This window comes from Metabacillus sp. B2-18 (assembly GCF_021117275.1).
In the GTDB taxonomy this organism is placed as follows: domain Bacteria; phylum Bacillota; class Bacilli; order Bacillales; family Bacillaceae; genus Metabacillus.
Genome location: NZ_CP088245.1, coordinates 4,319,073 through 4,339,067, shown reverse-complemented (window position 1 = coordinate 4,339,067; position 19,995 = coordinate 4,319,073). Strand labels below are relative to the sequence as shown.

General features: G+C 36.9%; 16 protein-coding genes and 1 riboswitch. Of the genes, 15 read left to right on the top strand and 1 reads right to left on the bottom strand.

What is annotated here, in order from left to right:
• The first annotated feature begins 680 nt into the window (after window positions 1–680).
• The 12 genes from LPC09_RS21945 to LPC09_RS21890 all read left to right on the top strand — a co-directional run bounded on the left by LPC09_RS21945 (window position 681) and on the right by LPC09_RS21890 (window position 15,735).
• A complete protein-coding gene (locus LPC09_RS21945; RefSeq protein ID WP_098799208.1) occupies window positions 681–2,267 on the top strand; it encodes a peptide chain release factor 3 in 1,587 nt (528 codons plus the stop codon).
• Window positions 2,268–2,369: 102 nt separating this feature from the next.
• Window positions 2,370–2,810, top strand: coding sequence for a GNAT family N-acetyltransferase (locus LPC09_RS21940; protein ID WP_098799207.1), 441 nt, complete (start codon window positions 2,370–2,372; stop codon window positions 2,808–2,810).
• Window positions 2,811–2,822: 12 nt separating this feature from the next.
• Window positions 2,823–3,056 carry a DUF2198 family protein gene (locus tag LPC09_RS21935; RefSeq protein WP_176551213.1) on the top strand — a complete coding sequence of 78 codons (234 nt, stop codon included), beginning with the start codon at window positions 2,823–2,825 and terminating at the stop codon, window positions 3,054–3,056.
• A 463-nt stretch (window positions 3,057–3,519) separates the two neighbouring features.
• Window positions 3,520–5,505 carry an excinuclease ABC subunit UvrB gene (uvrB, locus tag LPC09_RS21930; RefSeq protein ID WP_098799206.1) on the top strand — a complete coding sequence of 662 codons (1,986 nt, stop codon included), beginning with the start codon at window positions 3,520–3,522 and terminating at the stop codon, window positions 5,503–5,505.
• A 7-nt stretch (window positions 5,506–5,512) separates the two neighbouring features.
• Window positions 5,513–8,389 carry an excinuclease ABC subunit UvrA gene (uvrA, locus tag LPC09_RS21925; protein ID WP_231308284.1) on the top strand — a complete coding sequence of 959 codons (2,877 nt, stop codon included), beginning with the start codon at window positions 5,513–5,515 and terminating at the stop codon, window positions 8,387–8,389.
• A gap of 159 nt (window positions 8,390–8,548) precedes the next feature.
• Window positions 8,549–8,636, top strand: a riboswitch (cyclic di-GMP riboswitch).
• Between the two features lie 72 nt (window positions 8,637–8,708).
• Complete coding sequence (locus LPC09_RS21920) at window positions 8,709–9,419, top strand: EAL domain-containing protein (protein WP_231308283.1); 711 nt, start codon at window positions 8,709–8,711, stop codon at window positions 9,417–9,419.
• A 203-nt stretch (window positions 9,420–9,622) separates the two neighbouring features.
• Window positions 9,623–11,311: a methyl-accepting chemotaxis protein gene (locus LPC09_RS21915; RefSeq protein ID WP_231308282.1), complete on the top strand. Its 1,689-nt coding sequence runs from the start codon at window positions 9,623–9,625 to the stop codon at window positions 11,309–11,311.
• A 559-nt stretch (window positions 11,312–11,870) separates the two neighbouring features.
• On the top strand, window positions 11,871–12,194 hold the full coding sequence (locus tag LPC09_RS21910) for a magnetosome magnetite crystal formation protein family (protein WP_231308281.1): 324 nt from the start codon (window positions 11,871–11,873) through the stop codon (window positions 12,192–12,194).
• A 30-nt stretch (window positions 12,195–12,224) separates the two neighbouring features.
• On the top strand, window positions 12,225–13,304 hold the full coding sequence (locus LPC09_RS21905) for a DUF4097 family beta strand repeat-containing protein (protein WP_231308280.1): 1,080 nt from the start codon (window positions 12,225–12,227) through the stop codon (window positions 13,302–13,304).
• A gap of 16 nt (window positions 13,305–13,320) precedes the next feature.
• Window positions 13,321–13,515, top strand: coding sequence for a PspC domain-containing protein (locus tag LPC09_RS21900; protein WP_231308279.1), 195 nt, complete (start codon window positions 13,321–13,323; stop codon window positions 13,513–13,515).
• 1 nt (window position 13,516) lies between these two features.
• On the top strand, window positions 13,517–13,879 hold the full coding sequence (locus LPC09_RS21895) for a phage holin family protein (RefSeq protein WP_121663519.1): 363 nt from the start codon (window positions 13,517–13,519) through the stop codon (window positions 13,877–13,879).
• A 347-nt stretch (window positions 13,880–14,226) separates the two neighbouring features.
• Complete coding sequence (locus tag LPC09_RS21890) at window positions 14,227–15,735, top strand: metallophosphoesterase (RefSeq protein ID WP_231308278.1); 1,509 nt, start codon at window positions 14,227–14,229, stop codon at window positions 15,733–15,735.
• 26 nt (window positions 15,736–15,761) lie between these two features.
• Here the strand turns inward: LPC09_RS21890 and LPC09_RS21885 are convergent, their stop codons facing one another.
• Window positions 15,762–16,319 (bottom strand): N-acetylmuramoyl-L-alanine amidase family protein, encoded by a 558-nt coding sequence (locus tag LPC09_RS21885; RefSeq protein WP_231308277.1) that lies wholly within the window; start codon window positions 16,317–16,319, stop codon window positions 15,762–15,764.
• A 189-nt stretch (window positions 16,320–16,508) separates the two neighbouring features.
• Between LPC09_RS21885 and LPC09_RS21880 the strand changes: the two genes are divergently transcribed.
• The 3 genes from LPC09_RS21880 to lgt all read left to right on the top strand — a co-directional run bounded on the left by LPC09_RS21880 (window position 16,509) and on the right by lgt (window position 19,993).
• Window positions 16,509–17,813 carry a diguanylate cyclase domain-containing protein gene (locus LPC09_RS21880; RefSeq protein WP_231308276.1) on the top strand — a complete coding sequence of 435 codons (1,305 nt, stop codon included), beginning with the start codon at window positions 16,509–16,511 and terminating at the stop codon, window positions 17,811–17,813.
• A gap of 264 nt (window positions 17,814–18,077) precedes the next feature.
• On the top strand, window positions 18,078–19,013 hold the full coding sequence (hprK, locus tag LPC09_RS21875; RefSeq protein WP_121663515.1) for an HPr(Ser) kinase/phosphatase: 936 nt from the start codon (window positions 18,078–18,080) through the stop codon (window positions 19,011–19,013).
• 161 nt (window positions 19,014–19,174) lie between these two features.
• A complete protein-coding gene (lgt, locus tag LPC09_RS21870) occupies window positions 19,175–19,993 on the top strand; it encodes a prolipoprotein diacylglyceryl transferase (protein ID WP_098799195.1) in 819 nt (272 codons plus the stop codon).
• Window positions 19,994–19,995 lie beyond the last annotated feature (2 nt).

Here is a 19,995-nt window from a genome sequence, read left to right as displayed (position 1 = left end):
GAATGGAGCTTAAACTTGTAGTTATTTTCCATTTACGTATCCTTTTTAAGTGAAAAAGTGAAAAAAGCATACGTAAACGAGAAATGTGTATGCTTTTGCATAGCTAGTCAGGTTAACATCATTCGCAATATCCAGAAAAAGGGAAATTTAATATGAATGGAGCTTAAACTTGTAGTTATTTTCCATTTACGTATCCTTTTTAAGTGAAAAAGTGAAAAAAGCATTCGTAAACGAGAAATATGTATGCTTTTGCATAGCTAGTCAGGTTAAAACCATTCGTAAGATCCAGAAAAAGGGAAATTTAATATGAATAGAGCTTAAACTTGTAGTTATTTTCCATTTGCGTATCCTTTCTAAGTGAAAAAGTGAAAAAAGTATACGCAAACGAGAAATGTGTATGCTTTAGCTTAGGTAACAGTTTAATCAATAAGTAAATGCAATGACAAAACTCTATATAAAAACATAAAGTGACCATCAAAACAATATGAGGATTGATGGTCATTTCAGATTATATTTATATATGTTTCGGTAGTTTACGGAAACCCGCAACCATTATTGGCAGCTTTTTTTGTGGTGAATAAACTAACTACGAAATCCCTTTGCCATAAACAACAAATTGTTCTTTCGATCGCTTTGTAGTATATTTGAAGCACGAATTTATTTAAAAGAGGTTATTGCTAATGAGCTTACAACAGGAAATAAATAAACGACGTACGTTTGCCATCATCTCTCACCCGGATGCCGGAAAAACGACGTTAACAGAAAAACTACTTTTCTTTGGTCAAATTATTCGTTCAACAGGGACGGTTAAAGGAAAAAAATCAGGTAAGTTTGCTGCATCAGACTGGATGGAGATCGAGAAAAAACGTGGAATCTCGGTTACATCAAGTGTTATGAGTTTCCCGTATCATGATTTTCACGTGAATATCCTGGATACGCCTGGACACGAAGACTTTAGTGAAGACACATATCGTACATTAACTGCCGTTGACAGTGTTGTGATGATCATCGATTCAACAAAAGGTGTTGAGCCACAAACGATTAAACTTTTTAAAGTATGTCGGATGAGAGGTATTCCGATCTTTACGTTTATTAATAAGCTTGACCGTGAAGGGCGAGATCCGTTAGAGCTTCTTTCAGAAATTGAGGAAGTGCTAGGAATTGAGTCATATCCAATGAACTGGCCAGTCGGAAGCGGTAAACGCTTCTTAGGTATACATGATCGCTTTAATAAGCAATTTGTTTGCTTTAAAGGTGATGAAGAGGAAGAAATTATCTCTCTAGACGACCTTGCTAACACGGATATTGAAGAGAATCCTATCTATCAAGATACATTGGGTGAACTGGAATTGCTTGAAGAAGCAGGAAATGAATTTACACCTGAGCGAGTAGAAAAAGGAGAGCTTACGCCAGTATTTTTTGGTAGTGCTCTTGCAAACTTTGGGGTTCAAACATTTTTTGATACATTCCTTCAATTTGCTGCACAACCACAGCCTCGTAAAACAGATCAAGGCTTAATTGAGCCGGAAAAAGATCAGTTCTCAGGGTATATTTTCAAAATCCAAGCGAATATGAATCCAGCTCACCGTGATCGTATTGCGTTTTTCCGTGTGTGCTCAGGCAAATTTGAGCGTGGCATGAGTGTAAACTTAAGCAGAACGAACAAAACAATTAAGTTAAATCAAACACAAGCTTTTATGGCGAAGGACCGCGATACAGTTGATGAAGCATATCCTGGTGATATTATCGGAATTTATGATCCAAATATCTATCAAATTGGTGATACCTTAATTGGGGGAAAAGATTCATATCAATATGAAGAACTTCCACAGTTCCCACCAGAATTGTTCAAACGAGTGCAAGCGAAAAACGTGATGAAGGCAAAGCAGTTCCGTAAAGGAATTGAGCAGCTTGTTCAAGAAGGGGCGATTCAGCTATATCGTCAGGAAATGAATGATTCAATTATTCTCGGTGCGGTTGGTCAGCTGCAATTTGAGGTATTTGAATACCGTATGAAAGCAGAGTATAACGTTGATATCGAGTTCACTCCACTAGGTGAACGAATTCCAAGATGGATTAAAAGTGAAAAGTTTGATAAACGTTTCTTTGATTCGAGAAGTATGCTTGTTCGTGACCGTTATGGTGCGTATGCTGTCCTGTTTGAAAATGAATTCACTTTACGTTATTTCTTAGAAAATCAAAAAGACATTGAACTAGTCGATTTATTAGAAGAAAACGACTATCAAGGTGTAACATCACAAAAGTAAGGTAGAAGGCTAATTCCTCAAGGGGATTAGTCTTTTTGTGGTTTTTTGACAATTTTCCATGATATGATGAAAACATAAAGTTAGGGAATAGAGGGAAAACAATTGAATATTCTAAAAGTGACCTTAAATGAATTAGACCAAGTATCACAGTTATTCAATCAATACAGAATGTTTTACGGACAAGCATCAAATCTCGAAGGTGCAAAAGAATTTATAAAAGAGAGAATCGAAAACAATGAATCTGTTATTTTCTTAGCGATGGAAAATAGCTCTCCTGCTGGATTTGTTCAGCTTTATCCAATTTTCACATCAGTAGGAATGAACCGCAAATGGCTATTAAACGATTTATTTGTTGCCGAAGAACATCGCCGTCATGGAGTAGGAAAAGCATTGATGAATAAAGCAAAGGATCTTGCAGTCGAAACAAAGGCCGCGGGCATTCTATTAGAAACAACAAAAGACAATGTAAAAGCACAGGCCCTTTATGAAAGCTTAGGCTATGAAAAAGAAGATGCTGTTTATTTTTACAATTTATCAATTTAACAGGAGGATTATATGGTAATCAAAATCATTTTAGCCATCTTTATGCCATTCCTTCTTGTCCTTCTGTTTACACGTGTCAGCTATAACCACTATGTAGGAACAGCCCTAACGGCGGCATTACTAACAGCCTCTTACATAAAAGGCTACACACACGGCCCGAGTATTTACTTTATTGACATCGTGTCTCTAGGAATAGGCTTCTTCTATGCGAAAAAAATGAAGGAAAGCCTCCTAAAGAAGAAATAGGTTTGAGGTTTTACTAAAAAAGAAATACTTAAAGAAAAAGGGCTGCTCTGTATGCTCTTTTTTCTTTGGTTGCAAGATTGACTTTGAAAGTTGCAAAAATGAATTATTTACATAAACTTGTTTGTATTATAGAAATCCTTATCCGTAACAATTGTTCTTTTTGAATAATATTTATAAAACTATAGTGTAATGGAGCGGAAGACACTTGACTCCTGCGGGAGGTAGAGGAAAGGCTGAGACCCCGCAGGCGAAGCCGAGGAGGCTCAGCTTCCTCCCCGCGGAAAGCAAGTGTCTGGAGCGCAATGGAACGACAGCGTTTTTACGTTAGCTGAATTAACAGTCGGAATACAAATATGAATAATAATTTAAAACTAAACACGAACTTTAGTTCGTATTTTTAGTGATTTTCCACACAGTTGTGGTAAACTATTGATATTGACATTTTCTGAATGGAGGCTTATGCGTGAGCGAGCAATTTGAATTAGTCTCAAAATACAAGCCGCAAGGTGATCAACCTAAGGCAATTCAAGCATTAGTTGAGGGAATTAACCAAGGAAAAAAGCATCAAACATTACTAGGTGCAACAGGTACAGGAAAAACCTTTACCGTTTCGAATCTAATAAAAGAAGTAAACAAACCAACATTAGTTATTGCCCATAACAAAACATTAGCTGGGCAGCTATACAGTGAGTTTAAAGACTTCTTCCCAAATAATGCAGTTGAGTATTTTGTTAGTTACTATGATTATTATCAGCCAGAGGCATATGTTCCACAAACGGATACGTTTATTGAAAAAGATGCCAGCATTAATGATGAAATAGATAAGCTTCGTCATTCGGCAACATCATCTCTTTTTGAACGAAATGATGTAATCATCATTGCTAGTGTTTCTTGTATTTACGGCCTCGGTTCGCCAGAAGAATATAAAGAGCTAGTTGTTTCATTAAGAACAGGAATGGAAATTGAACGAAATCAGCTGTTAAGAAGATTGGTAGATGTTCAATATGAGCGAAATGATATTGATTTCCGAAGAGGAACGTTCCGAGTTCGCGGTGATGTGGTGGAAATCTTTCCGGCATCTCGAGATGAACAATGCATTCGCGTAGAATTTTTCGGTGATGAAATTGACCGTATTCGTGAAGTTGATGCTTTAACAGGAGAAATTATGGGAGAGCGCGAGCATGTGGCCATTTTCCCGGCCTCTCACTTTGTAACAAGAGAAGAAAAAATGGAGAAAGCCATAAAAAATATCGAAGCAGAGCTAGAGGAACGTTTAGAGGAAATGCGTGAAAATGGTAAGCTGCTAGAGGCTCAGCGTCTTGAGCAAAGAACGAGATATGACCTAGAAATGATGAGGGAAATGGGCTTTTGCTCCGGTATCGAAAACTACTCTCGTCACCTAACACTTCGCCCATCAGGATCCACTCCTTATACGTTACTAGATTTCTTTCCTGAAGATTCACTAATTGTTATCGATGAGTCACATGTTACATTGCCGCAAATTCGGGGTATGTTTAATGGTGACCAGGCTCGTAAACAGGTGCTAGTGGACCACGGATTCCGATTACCATCTGCAATGGATAACCGTCCTCTTAGATTTGAGGAATTCGAAAAGCATATTGAAAATATTGTGTATGTATCTGCTACTCCTGGTCCTTATGAAATGGACCATTCACCTGAGATGATTGAGCAGATTATCCGCCCGACTGGACTATTAGATCCTACGATTGATATTCGTCCAATTGAAGGACAAATCGATGATTTAATTGGCGAAATTCACTCAAGAGTTGAAAAAAATCAACGTGTCCTCATTACAACACTAACGAAAAAAATGTCTGAGGATCTAACAAACTACCTTAAAGAAATAGGGATTAAAGTAAACTACTTACATTCTGAAATAAAAACATTAGAGCGGATTGAAATTATCCGGGAACTTCGTCTTGGGAAATATGATGTTCTTGTTGGAATCAACCTGCTAAGAGAGGGCTTGGATATTCCAGAGGTTTCACTTGTTGCTATTCTTGACGCAGACAAGGAAGGCTTCTTAAGATCAGAACGTTCTCTTATTCAAACAATCGGTCGTGCGGCCCGTAACGCAGAGGGACATGTTATTATGTACGCCGATAAAATTACAAATTCAATGGAAATTGCACTTAATGAGACAAAGCGTCGTCGTGAAATTCAGATAGAATTTAATGAAAAGCATGGAATCACTCCTCAAACCATTCAAAAAGAAATTCGTGATGTTATTCGTGCAACAACTGCTGCAGAAACTCCTGAAGATTACGAGGCAACAGCTGCGAATAAGTTAACGAAATTAACGAAGAAAGAGCGAGATAAAGTGATTGCTGAAATGGAAAATGAAATGAAGGAAGCAGCCAAATCATTGAACTTTGAACGTGCTGCTGAGCTGCGTGATTTGATTTTAGAGTTAAAAGCGGAAGGATGAAGCGATAATGGCAATGGAACATATTGTTGTGAAGGGAGCACGTGCCCACAACTTAAAAAACATAGATGTAACCATTCCGCGTGACAAGCTTGTGGTGCTTACCGGGCTATCTGGGTCCGGTAAGTCCTCACTCGCATTTGATACGATTTATGCTGAAGGACAACGTCGCTATGTAGAGTCTTTATCAGCATATGCTCGTCAGTTTTTAGGGCAAATGGATAAGCCTGATGTTGATGCGATTGAAGGATTATCACCAGCTATTTCAATTGACCAAAAAACAACTAGCCGAAACCCACGATCAACGGTTGGGACTGTAACGGAAATTTATGACTATTTGCGTCTTCTCTTCGCAAGAGTCGGGCGTCCCACATGTCCGATTCATGACATTGAAATATCGTCCCAAACCATTGAACAAATGGTTGATCGTATTCTAGAGTATCCAGAGCGAACAAAGCTACAGGTTCTTGCTCCAGTTGTGTCAGGTCGCAAGGGAACGCATGTTAAAGTGTTCGAGGACATTAAAAAACAAGGCTATGTCCGTGTAAGAATAGACGGAGAAATGCAGGAATTATCGGAAGAAATTTCTTTAGAAAAGAATAAAAAGCATTCGATTGAGGTTGTAATAGACCGTATTGTTGTAAAAGAAGGTGTTGCTTCACGACTTGCTGATTCATTAGAAACAGCTTTAGGTCTTGGAGAAGGAAGAGTCATTATCGACGTAATGGGTGAAGAAGAGCTGCTTTTCAGTGAGCATCATGCCTGCCCCCAATGTGGTTTCTCAATTGGTGAGCTTGAGCCAAGAATGTTCTCGTTTAACAGCCCGTTTGGAGCATGTCCGGAATGTGATGGTCTCGGTTCAAAGCTTAAAGTGGATTTAGATCTTGTTATTCCTAATAAAGATTTAACCTTGAAACAGCATGCGATTGCCCCATGGGAACCAACTAGTTCTCAATATTATCCGCAAATGCTTGAAGCAGTCTGCAATCATTATGGAATTGATATGGATATTCCAGTAAAGGACATTCCAAAGCACCTACTAGATAAAATCCTTTACGGCAGCGATGGCGAGGAAATATATTTCCGTTATGAAAATGATTTCGGACAAATTCGAGAAAATTATATTCAGTTCGAAGGCGTTATTCGCAATGTAGAAAGACGTTACAAAGAAACTAGCTCTGATTTTATCCGTGAGCAAATGGAGAAATACATGGGACAGCAAAACTGTCCAACATGTAAGGGGCATCGTTTGAAAAAGGAATCTCTTGCTGTGTTAATTCAGGGTAACCATGTTGGAGAGCTAACAAAGCTGTCTGTTCAGGATTCACTTAAATTCTTTCAAAATTTATCTCTAACAGAAAAAGAAATGACGATTGCGAATTTGATTTTAAAAGAGATTAGCGAACGGTTAGGTTTCTTAAATAATGTTGGCTTAGATTATTTAACATTAAATCGTGCAGCTGGAACCCTATCTGGAGGAGAAGCACAGCGAATTCGTCTTGCCACTCAAATTGGCTCACGTTTAACAGGTGTTTTATACATACTTGATGAGCCATCAATTGGACTTCATCAACGTGATAACGACCGTCTCATTCAGACCCTGCAAAATATGCGTGATATCGGAAATACACTAATTGTTGTTGAACATGATGAAGATACAATGATTGCTGCCGATTATTTAATTGATATTGGTCCTGGAGCAGGCATTCATGGTGGACAGGTTATTTCGGCAGGCACACCTGAAGAAGTCATGAGTGATGAAAACTCATTAACAGGACAATATTTATCAGGGAAAAAGTTTATTCCTTTACCATACGAGCGTAAAAAACCTGATGGCCGATATATTGAAATTAAAGGTGCAAAAGAAAATAACCTGAGTAATGTGAATGTGAAATTTCCGCTAGGGATGTTTATCGCTGTTACTGGTGTTTCAGGATCAGGTAAGAGTACATTAGTCAATGAAGTACTGCATAAATCTCTAGCGCAAAAGCTCCATAATGCTAAGGCGAAGCCAGGTGAGCACAAAGAAATTAAAGGGATTGAACAACTTGAAAAGGTCATTGATATTGATCAATCACCGATCGGTCGGACACCGCGATCCAATCCTGCAACATATACAGGTGTATTTGATGACATACGTGATGTGTTTGCAACAACAAATGAGGCAAAGGTTAGAGGCTATAAAAAAGGCCGCTTCAGCTTCAATGTTAAAGGTGGACGTTGTGAAGCCTGCCGTGGAGATGGAATTATTAAAATTGAAATGCACTTCCTACCTGATGTGTATGTCCCATGTGAAGTTTGTCATGGGAAACGATACAACCGTGAAACATTGGAAGTTACCTACAAAGGGAAAAACATTTCTGATATCTTAGAAATGACAGTCGAAGATGCAGTAACGTTTTTCGAAAATATTCCTAAGATTAAACGAAAGCTGCAAACGATTTTTGATGTAGGGCTTGGTTACATTACTCTTGGTCAACCCGCAACGACACTTTCCGGTGGGGAAGCACAGAGGGTGAAACTTGCATCAGAACTGCACCGACGTTCAACAGGTAAATCACTCTACATCCTTGATGAACCAACAACAGGCTTACATGTTGATGATATCGCAAGACTCTTAAAAGTTCTTCAACGCCTAGTGGATAATGGTGATACCGTTCTTGTCATCGAGCATAACCTTGATGTTATTAAAGGTACCGATTATATTGTTGATCTTGGTCCTGAAGGTGGAGACAAAGGTGGTCAGATCGTAGGGTTTGGTACACCAGAGGATATTATGAATAACGAACAATCTTATACAGGTAAATATTTAAAGCCAATTATAGAGCGCGATCGTGAGCGAATGAGAAATCTGATTAAAGAAAAAGAAGAAGTAGCGCAAAGTTAATTTGGTTAATTTGAGGTAGGGGCTGAATGATATGTTCAGCCTCTTTATCTATTTTTCATATCTAAGAAGTAGAGTTAATATAGTAAATGGGAAAAATGTCATTATTTGTCGAACGGTTGGTGAAATTGTAATAATTTGTTGTGGTATAATAGACCTACAAAATGATAAAGGCAAACTTATTGAAAAATAAGGGCGCAAAGCCAAGGACCTAAGGTAGATCATCTACTATGGTAGCCTAGCCGCCGGAGAATATTTTACTATTGTAAAGTGAGCGAGTATTCTTCTCGTTCACTTTTTTTCTAACAAAGGGGGGATTTACGTGACGATCAACGAAGGAAACATCTATCATCATTTTCAACCTATTTTTTCATTAAAGGATAAGAAAAGGATTGGTTATGAGGGACTTCTAAGATCTACTGATTTTTCTAATCCGGAATTATTTTTTCAACAAGCAATCATAAACAATCAATTATATCAACTAGATACTCAGTCCGTTTACAAAGCTCTTAAAATGTTTCGCCCGAATGAATCAAAAGAAAAGCTATTTCTAAACATTTTTCCATCAACTATTTTCCATCATGATTTTCTGGATTTCATAAACAAGCTAGCTACAGAAAAGTTGCTATCCAATCGAAATATCACATTTGAATTATCAGAGGTTGAGACTGTTAGAGATCTTGCACAATTAAAAGAGAGAATTGCTATTTTAAGAAATTATGGTATTAGTATTGCATTTGATGATGTAGGAAAGGGTAAAGCGTATATACAAGATATTATTGAGCTTGACCCCGAATATATAAAACTCGATCGCTATTTTTCCAAAGATTTGCACCGGTCAGAAAAAAAACAAGCATTTATCTATTTAATATTAGAGTATTGCAGACGATATAATAATACTGTCATTCTCGAAGGCATAGAAACAGTGGAAGACTTACAGATAGCTCAAAGCCTATCCGTTCCATTAGGCCAAGGTTTTTTACTAGGGAGACCGCAGTTATTAAGCAATTATGCTGATGTTAGTAATGGCTAATCAGAATACCAGAGAATAATATTAGGAAAGAATAGCGACCCTGTTACTTTATAATATTTAGTTTTGTATAAGGAAGAGATATTGGTATAAGGGTAGCGATCCTGCCACTTGCTAATAACGCGTTTAATTCCAAGATGTACATGCTTGGATTAAAGGTGTTTTTTTGTTTTTTACTAAATCAGACAAAAGGAGATATTTACATCATGAAATTAACAATCAAACGGAAATTAATAGGAAGCTTCCTAATCGTCTCATTGATCTTTGGGATCGCTTCATATGTGTCATATTCCAATATGAAGCAGTCAAATGAATCATACAATTATATTGTTGAAACTGTTAATGAGGTACGTGCAATTACTCAATCTATTCAAACCGATTCAGCGCTACAATCAGGATATTATCGTGCATTCTTACTATATGGTGATAATAGCTATCGAGACAAAATGAATGAAGCGAATGATCGTATTAATGCGGCAATTTTGAAAGGGAAAGAATTATCCACTTTGCAGGAAACGGTTGATCGTTTGAATACAATTGAGAACTCGAATATTGAGTTTAGAGAAAAGGCAAATCAAATTCTGGATGAAAGTTTAGTTGATAAAGAGAAAGCTATTGATAAGGGACTAGCGCAAATTGTTCCTATAAGCACTCGTCTAACAGAAGATACCCTTTCAATGCATAATTGGTTAAAAGAAATATTAGATGTTCGATATAAGGAAACACATGAATCATCAGATAACGCAAGAGTGAAAGTAGTGATTTTAAGTGTTTTTGCCCTATTATTTGCTATTGCATGTGGTGTTGTTATTTCCATCCTCATATCACGACCTGTTGTAAAATTAGGAAACATGGCAAAGCAAGTAGCAGCTGGAGATTTAAACGTCGAAAAATTAAAGATTAAGAGTAGAGATGAAATCTATTATCTAAATGAGTCTTTTGAACAAATGACAGATAACTTAAAAGAAATGATTAGTTCGATTTCTACAAGCTCTGATCAAGTAGCGGCATCAGCAGAGCAATTGAATGCAAGTGCGGAACAATCAAGTAGAGCATCAGAAACTGTTTCATCTGCAATTCAGGAGATTTCAAGTGGGGCTGAAGAAACCACAACAAAATTAGAAAGCAACACAACTTCATTACAAGAGGTTTTACAAGGAATTCAACATATTTCTGAAAGCTCAGCAAATGTGTCTGAACTATCACGACAAACAACAAAAGAAGCCGAGGAAGGTGGAACGTTTGTTGAAAATAATTTGGCACAAATGAAGTTTATCTCTGAGTCTATTAGTCGTTCAAACGAAAAAGTGACCTCATTATCAAAACGATCAAAAGAAATTGGCTCGATATTAGATGTGATCAGCGGTATTGCTGAACAAACAAATTTATTAGCCTTAAATGCAGCGATTGAAGCAGCTAGAGCTGGTGAGCATGGTAAAGGTTTTGCTGTTGTTGCAGATGAGGTAAGAAAATTAGCTGAGCAATCACAAGTGTCCACAAAAAGTATTGCAGAGTTAATTGCCTTAGTCCAAAAAGATACTGATGAATCAGTGAACATCATGAATGAAGTTGTCACGAATGTTGAGGAAGGGGTAAAAGTATCAGAACAAACATCTGATAAGTTCACGCAAATCCTTTCTAGTACAAGAAATATGACACCACAAATTGAACAGGTAACAGCAACTGTTCAACAAATATCGGCTAGCATTGATGAAATTACCAATTCAGCTATGGAAATATCTCAACTCTCCCAAGCTAATGCGGCAAGCTCTGAAGAGGTAGCAGCTTCAGCTGAAGAACAATTGGCTTCGATGGAAGAAATTGATGCATCAGCTCAAGCTCTTGCGCAAATGGCTGAGGAATTAAAGGTAGTTGTCAATAAATTTAAATTATAATTTAGCAGTAGATAGGAAAATAGTGAGATAAAAAGCAGATTCTAAAAATGGTATAATATAACAAGTTACTATGCAGGGGTTGGGCTGCGGTGGTTACTCCCGGGGCAGATCGGGGGTGATGCCTTGTACATCACGCGTGAAGAGTTGGATACGATGATTGCATTTGCCGCTCTGGTCGTTTCGATTATAGCCGCAACAGGAAACAGCGGAAATAAAAACGACTAGCCCACCCTGACATTTGGCGATGAAGGAAGTGAGCTAATCGTATTATGTTCTACAAGCCTCAGCCACCGCAACTTGCACTGCGGAGTAACTGAAACAATGAAAGGCGGTTGGTGTACGTTCACCAATCGTCTTTTAGTATATGTTTTTATATCCATCATATACCAATTTTGCATGGTCTTCAAGTAAGACGAATACATATAAAAAGTTAAAGGGAAGTGCTCTTCAAACTTTATGTAGATCATAAATAATTGAGGGAAATAGAAAAAATACATATCAAAGCCTGAAACCTCTTATCTTTTCATACGTATTAATGATAAGGGAGTGAAAAGAACAAATGGATAAAACAAATAGATTTTTAGCATCTTTGAATTACTTTAGCGTGTTCTTTGCGCCTTTTTTGTTACCGATTGCGATTTATTTTATTGTTGATCAGTTGGAAGTTAAGAGTCATGCGAAAAAAGCACTCGTGTCACATATCATACCGTTTTTGTCACTGATCGGTGTGGTCATGGTACTCTTCTTTTCAGCAGGAGCTGGCTCTTCTCAGGAGGGAATATTTTTATCCTTCATTTTTGGATTTCTTTTTGTAGGTTTGATTAATTTGATTGTTGGGATTTGGAACATTGTAAAAGGAATACAGCTTTTAATTAGGGATTAAAAAACACAAAATTTCTGAGGAGGAATGTTCATGAAGCATCAAAAAATAAGAATTTTAAAGTTGGTAGAAGAAGGGAAACTATCTGCAGTTGAGGCTCTTTCATTAATAGAATCATTGGAAAATGAAGAAAAAGTGAAGGCAGAGAAGATCACAGCTCTTTCAACTGAGGTCATAGCTGACTATAAGCAAGAACAACATGACACAAATGAATCAAAACAGCAATCATTAGGAAATAAGCTGATGGATTGGGTTGATTCTGCTGTGAAAAAAGTAAAGGATATGGACCTGGATTTAAACTTTGGCAAGTCTATTGATCTTAAACATATTTTTCAGTTTCAAGACTCTGATTTTCAGGATATTGATATTCACTTGCCAAACGGAAGTGTCATAATTGAACCATGGAAGGAAGAAGATATTCGAGTCGAATGTGATGTGAAAGTTTATCGAGTTGAAAACAATGAACAGGCAAGAGAAACCTTTTTAACAGGTGTTGACTGCCAAATGGAAGGAAATCGTTTTATTTTCTTTACAGAGAAAAAAATGATGAAAATCAATGTGTATATAAGAGTACCGCAGCAATCTTATGAAAGAGTAAAGATCAAGTTGTTTAATGGACCAATAAGAGGGGAAGGTTTACTAGTAGGGACAATCAAGGCGAAAACAGCAAATGGTGTTCTTTCCTTCTCAGATATAAAAGCGACAACAGGTGAATTTGAGACTGCGAATGGACAAATTAAAGTAGCAAACTCGAGCTTTGGTAAAATAGAAGCAGAAACAATTAGTGGCTTGATTCAGTTTAATGGTTCAGCTGAAAAAGTGGATGCGCAAAGTTTCAATGGTAATGTGCAGCTCACTTTACATGATGAGAATTGTGAAACACTTTATGCTAAAACAACAACAGGTAACATTGATATTCATGTACCTGAGGACACCAGTATGATCGGGGAATTAAAGTCGAATTTAGGGGCTCTTTCCACAAAAGTAAAGAATGTCGAAGTTTCCTTTGAAAAGAATGAAACCATTCAAAAAGAATTGAAATTTCGAACAGCACACGAAGCGAAATTAACTGTTTTTGCAGATTCAAAAACAGGATCTATTACAATTAAATAAATAAGGATGATGGAAAATGAAAAGATTGTTTCGATCACGTCATGATCGGAAGTTATCAGGTGTACTTGGAGGCTTATCAAACTATATAGGTATTGATGCATCACTATTACGAATATTGTTCGTTGTTTTATTAATCTTTACTGGATTTTTTCCATTGGCACTGATTTATATAGTCTCGATCTTTTTAATGCCAGAAGAAACGGATTATTAGGATGATAAGATGGCTTATAAGTATTCTAGTAAATGCGCTTATATTAATTGTTGTTGCAGGATTTTTTGATTCGTTTCAATTAAGTGGTGTTGCAGCAGCTTTGGGAGCAAGCTTACTTTTGTCTATTCTTAACGTGTTAGTAAAACCATTTTTAATTTTATTAACATTACCTGTTACGGTATTAACGCTTGGGTTATTTTTATTTGTTATTAATGCAGTAACTCTTATGATCGCTCAAGGGTTAATGGGAGATTCCTTTGTTATCGATGGCTTTGGTACAGCTTTACTAGCCTCTGTTTTTATTTCCATTCTTCATTTGTTGATTCAAAAGGGAATTATAGAGCCGATGAAGAAGGATAAATAAACGTTTGTTTAAAAAGAGTGAGAGTAGTCTTGCTCTTTTTTAGTTGTTTTCATAGTTTTTTCAAGGCATTGAATAGATGAACTTATAAGAAAATATCAAAACCAATTTTATCAGATTCAGTTAGAAAACTTTCGAAATAATATTTATGAACAATAAACTTATTAAGGTTGATTGGAGCGAGCAACCTAGAGCGGGAATCAACCTACACAACACCTGTTACATAGCAACTAAGTCTATGGAAGTTGAATGCATCAGGTGAATTGAACAGACAATTCCTAAAAATACTTCTTTCATCAACCTTTGGTAAAACTACCTCATCCTGCACATACTAGTACTGGGTGAGTAGCATGTTCAAACAACGATTAAAAAAGCTTATCTCAATTCTTTGTATGACCTTTCTTTTACCTGCAGCATTTCCTTCTGATCATCAGTACCAGCTTTCACTTAGCAGGGAAGTGAGTGTGGTACAAAATTACTATCATGCTCATCAGTACAATTCAATTAGTCAAGATTCTTTAGTGGTCAGTGAAAATGCAACATCAACGGAACCACCTAAAGTTTTTGCTCCCAAGGGTGAAAAAGAGTTTTCCTATAAAAAGTATCTTTCGCTAATAGAGAAAAACAGTGATGTGAATCGAACAGACTCTATCACAAAATTTCCTTATCACCGCTTTGACGTAAAGGTGAACCGAAATATAAAACCGGCGGATAAGGTAACACTTCATTGGGAGGGAAAGTCACTTCCGGGAAGGCAAGTTACCATGTATGCCTGGAATGTAGCAAATGAAAAGTGGACGGAGCTTGATGGTACGATAGCTAGTGATGAAGAATTTGCGTTAAATGGAACGATAAAAGCAGATGAATACGTGCAAGACCGTAGAATCAGTGTGATTGTTCAAGATCAGCTTCCGAAACATGGAAAAAGCTATGATTATTCGTTTGTTTGGATGACAGATACTCAATATTATGCACAGGATTATCCCGCCATTTTTAAAAGCATCACAGAATGGATTGCTCAAAACAAAGATGTGATGAATATCCGTTATGTGTTTCATACCGGCGATATTGTCAATAAAGCTCATGATGAAAAGCAATGGCAACGAGCAAGTGCTTATATGAATACATTAGATGTTGCGAAGATTCCTTATGGAGTTCTCCCGGGCAATCATGACGAAGGAGACGATTTCAAAAAATATAAGCAGTATTTTGGTGAACATCGATTTAAGCATAAATCCTATTATGGCGGCTCTTATGATGATAATCGGGGTCATTATGACTTGATTTCTGCAAATGGAAAGGATTATATCTTTGTTTATATGGGCTGGGATATTGGGGAAGAAGAAATGAAATGGATGAATAAGGTTCTTCAGCGACACTCTGATCGAACAGCGATTCTCTCGTTTCATGAGTATTTAAAAAAGAACGGAAAACGAAGTCGTGAAGGAAATGAATTATTTGAAAAAGTGGTTGTTCCAAATAAAAATGTTGTTGCTGTTCTATGCGGTCATTATCATAGCAGTCAGCTAAAGGTTGATGAGCTTGATGATAATCAAGATGGAGATGTTGATCGGAAGGTATATCAAATTCTTGCGGATTATCAAAAAGGTGGAGAAGGAGGAAATGGGTTTTTACGCTTGCTTCATATTGATGAAGAAACAAACTCAATTGATGTTGGGACCTATTCCCCTTATTTGAATCAGTATCACTATTATGATCCTGAAAAGTATCCAGATAAAGAACAGTTTACAATGGACATTAATGTGAAGAGAACGCAGAAGATGATTGCAACTACGTATTTTGAAGTGAACATCTATAAACATCTTACAGGTGAGAAGGTAGCATATCAAAAAGAGTGATGAGGTTGATCTCATCACTTTTTTATTTACTTACTAAGCTTATAATATGATTCAATTCCCTCAACAATTGCTTTGGCGCATGATTTTTGATAATCAGCAGTCCGCAATAGCTTTGCCTCTGTTTTGTTTGTCATAAACCCGCATTCGCAAAGAATGGCTGTCATTTTTGTTGCTTTTAAAACATAAAAGCTTGCTGATTTCACTCCTCGATTTTTCCGACCAGTACGGTGAATTAATGCTGCTTGTACTTTTGATGCCAAACCAAGGGCAGTTTTTGGTCTAGAGATATATACAAATGTTTCAATTCCTTCTGCAGAAGTCCATTCCTTTCCATTGCCATGTGCATTTGCGTGGATAGAGACAAATAAATCAACCTTTGCTTGATTTGCCATTGTTGTTCTTTCGATGATAGGGACATCTTTTTCGTCTGAGTGTGAAAAGTAAATTGTGACACCTTGGTAGCTTGTAAATATTTTTTTCATTTCAATGGCAACGGCTCGATTAAATTCATATTCCTTCATACCATCAACGGTTTGTTTACCAGGGGTGCTGTAGCCATGTCCAGCATCAATCATGATCCTCATGCTAAAACCTCCAATTTTTACTTATTCTTTCACTGTGTATATAGACTTTCTGATAGGTTAGAGTAGCGGACATTTGAAAAAAGTTAAAATTTAACATGTTATAACTTTCCTATTATAGATATTTTTTATTATAATTAGAGCTATAAAAACTAACGTTCTATTTTTTACATAAATTACGGGGGAATTGTGTTGAACTCAAACAAACGTTACATCGTATCCGATCATAAAGAAATTACCTCCATTGATGAACTTGAAATCATTTGGAATAATACGAATGATGCCATCTTTTTAATTGCTCCGGATGGGGCTCTATTAAAAGCAAATCCTGCATTTGAGGAAATTCTTGGTTACAGCACTGAAGAATTAATCGGTAACCCACACCCTCCAATTCTGCCAACACTCCAGAAGCAAAAAGGCTTTTTAGAAAGAATGAAAAAAGGTGAAATCATCAAATATCATGAAGCGCAACGGGTGACAAAGGAAGGGAAAGTGATTGATATTGTATCCTCCTACTGTCCTGTGCATAATCATAATGGGGAGCTAGTATGCACGGTCGGAATGTATAAGGACGTAACAAAACAGATTGAGGCCCAAAGAAAGTTAAGGGAAAGTGAAGAAAAATATAGATTTATTGCCAATCATACATCAGACTTAATTATGATTCTTGATAATCAAAAATCAATCACATATGTTTCACCTTCCTCAGAACCGTTGTTGGGGTACTCTTCAGTAGAATGTCTGGACAAGCATATTTCGGTATTCATTTCTGAACATGACATACTTTCTTTTATGAACTGGGGTGAACAGCTAGAAAAAACAAATACAGTTCTAGAAACAGAGCTTCGTTATAAACACGCAAGTGGCTGTTTGATTTGGATGGAATTAAGGGGTTCTTATGTAGTTGATGAGGATAAAAAAAGAACGATTATTGTGTCAAGAGATATCAGTGAACGTAAAAAGTATGAAGAAGAATTAAGAAATATAGCTTTTCATGATTCTTTAACAGGTCTGCCAAACCGATATTATTTTAATGAATTATTAAAAGACGAAATGAGAAAATCTAAGGTCCACTCAATGGAAATGGCTATAATGTACCTTGATATTGATTCTTTTAAGCAAGTAAATGATACGTTTGGACATGCTGGCGGTGATGCCATTTTGATCGAATTCTCAAAAAGAATTCAAAAAAGCATTCGAAATAAAGATATTGTTTGCCGCTTAAGTGGTGATGAATTTGTTATTATTGTTTCAATTCCAAGTGATGAGGAAGTTGTTCGAAACATTGCTTCTCAAATTCAAGCTGAGCTAAAACAACCAATAGTTTTTGAACATCATCAAATCTATATTACAGCATCTATTGGAATCTCAATCTATAATGAGGAAGAATTATCATCAGAAGAATTAATTAAGAGAGCGGATCATGCCCTTTATGAAGTAAAAGAAAATGGAAAGAACGATGTTACGTTTTGGGGTGATTCGTTCGTTAATAAATGATGGTGCATTTCATGATGAAATGCACCATTTTTTTATACGTTAATTAGTAGCTACTACACCTTACAGGCTCACCAGTAGGAGAGTTTTCTGATTATCTAATAAATAGTTTTGGAAAGCAGGACACTAATGCTAGAATAGAAAAAGAAGTCTTTCTTTCCAGATGAACAAGTATTTGGTGTAAGAAACTGAAGACTAGCAAGGATTTAAACAGATATTAATGAACATAGAAAGATTTTCTTTCTAGTTAACAAAGGAGGACACACCGTGCCAAAAGTTCGCACAAAGGATCTTATTGACAAATTTAATTTTGAAGTGATTAGTGGAGAAGAAGGAATAAATCGTCCAATTACAACAAGTGATTTGTCACGTCCTGGTATTGAGATGGCTGGTTTTTTTACATATTATCCGAAAGAACGTGTTCAATTACTTGGTAAGACGGAATTATCATTTTTTCACCAGCTTTCCGCGCAAGAGAAAAAGCATCGTATGGACGAGCTTTGTACAGAGATTACTCCTGCCATTATTGTGACTAGAGAAATGGAAACTCCTCAGGAGCTGATCGATGCCTCTGAACGTGAAGGAGTTCCTGTGTTACGTTCATCGATGAAAACAACCCGTTTATCAAGTCATTTGACGAACTTCCTTGAAGGAAAGCTTGCCCCAACAACTGCTGTTCATGGAGTGTTAGTTGATATCTATGGTGTGGGTGTTCTAATTATTGGAAAAAGCGGTGTTGGTAAAAGTGAAACAGCCCTTGAGCTAGTAAAACGCGGTCACCGTCTTGTCGCAGATGATTGTGTGGAAATACGTCAGGAAGATAAGGATACGCTTATTGGAAGTGCCCCTGAGCTAATTGAACATTTATTAGAAATTAGAGGACTAGGAATCATCAATGTGATGACACTATTCGGTGCAGGTGCGGTTCGAAGCTTTAAACGTATTACACTTGTGATTAACTTAGAACTATGGGATCAAAATAAACAGTACGACCGCCTAGGTCTTGAAGAAGATAAAATGAGAATCATTGATACAGATATTACCAAGCTAACAGTTCCTGTTCGTCCTGGACGTAACTTATCTGTTATTATCGAAGTAGCTGCGATGAATCACCGTTTAAAACGAATGGGTGTAAATGCAGCGGAGCAATTTACAAATAAGCTTGCCGGTGTGATTGAAGATGGAGACAACGAGGAAGAATAAGGAATACTAACCATGTGGAATCGGAGTCATCGCTCCGGTTCTATTGTTTTGGAATAATAAGGTAGTATTCTTGATCGATAAAAAGTAAAATAAGGATGGTTGGTCAAAGGTAATCAAAAGATGGATATACATAGAAACTACATATGCAGGGAGTTGAAGAAATGGAAGAAAGTATTAAGCCACTTAACCCGATAGCCATTGAATTAGGTCCGATTCAAGTACATTGGTACGGTGTGATTATCGGCTTGGGCGCATTGCTTGCCTTACTTATTGCTGTAAGAGAAAGTGAACGACGCGGACTGCATAAAGACACATTTGTTGATCTTGTTCTGTTTGCGATCCCAATTGCCATTTTAGGAGCAAGAGCCTATTATGTTATTTTTCAATGGGATTATTATTCTCAAAACCCGGGCGATATTATAAAAATCTGGAATGGCGGTCTCGCGATTCATGGTGGGTTGATCGCGGCGATTATTACTGGAGCAGTATTTGCAAAAGTGAAAAAGCTTTCGTTCTGGAAGCTAGCTGATATTGCGGCACCAAGTATTATTCTTGGGCAGGCGATTGGACGATGGGGTAATTTTATGAACCAAGAAGCACATGGTGGTCCCGTTACAAGAGAATTTCTAGAAGGATTGTTTTTACCAGATTTCATAGTAAATCAAATGTATATTAATGGTCAGTATTATCATCCAACTTTCTTATATGAATCATTATGGAATCTCGCTGGATTTATCGGATTAATGCTACTAAGAAAAGCAAACTTCAGACGCGGGGAACTTTTCTTAACCTATGTGATTTGGTATTCAGTAGGAAGATTCTTTGTTGAAGGACTAAGAACTGACAGTTTAATGCTGACAGAAACGTTAAGAATTGCGCAAGTCATCTCAATTGTTCTTGTTGCAGTTGCTGTAGGCATTATCATCTTCAGACGTTTAAAAGGCTATTCTAATGTAAGATATTTAGATACGAGTCAATAAGT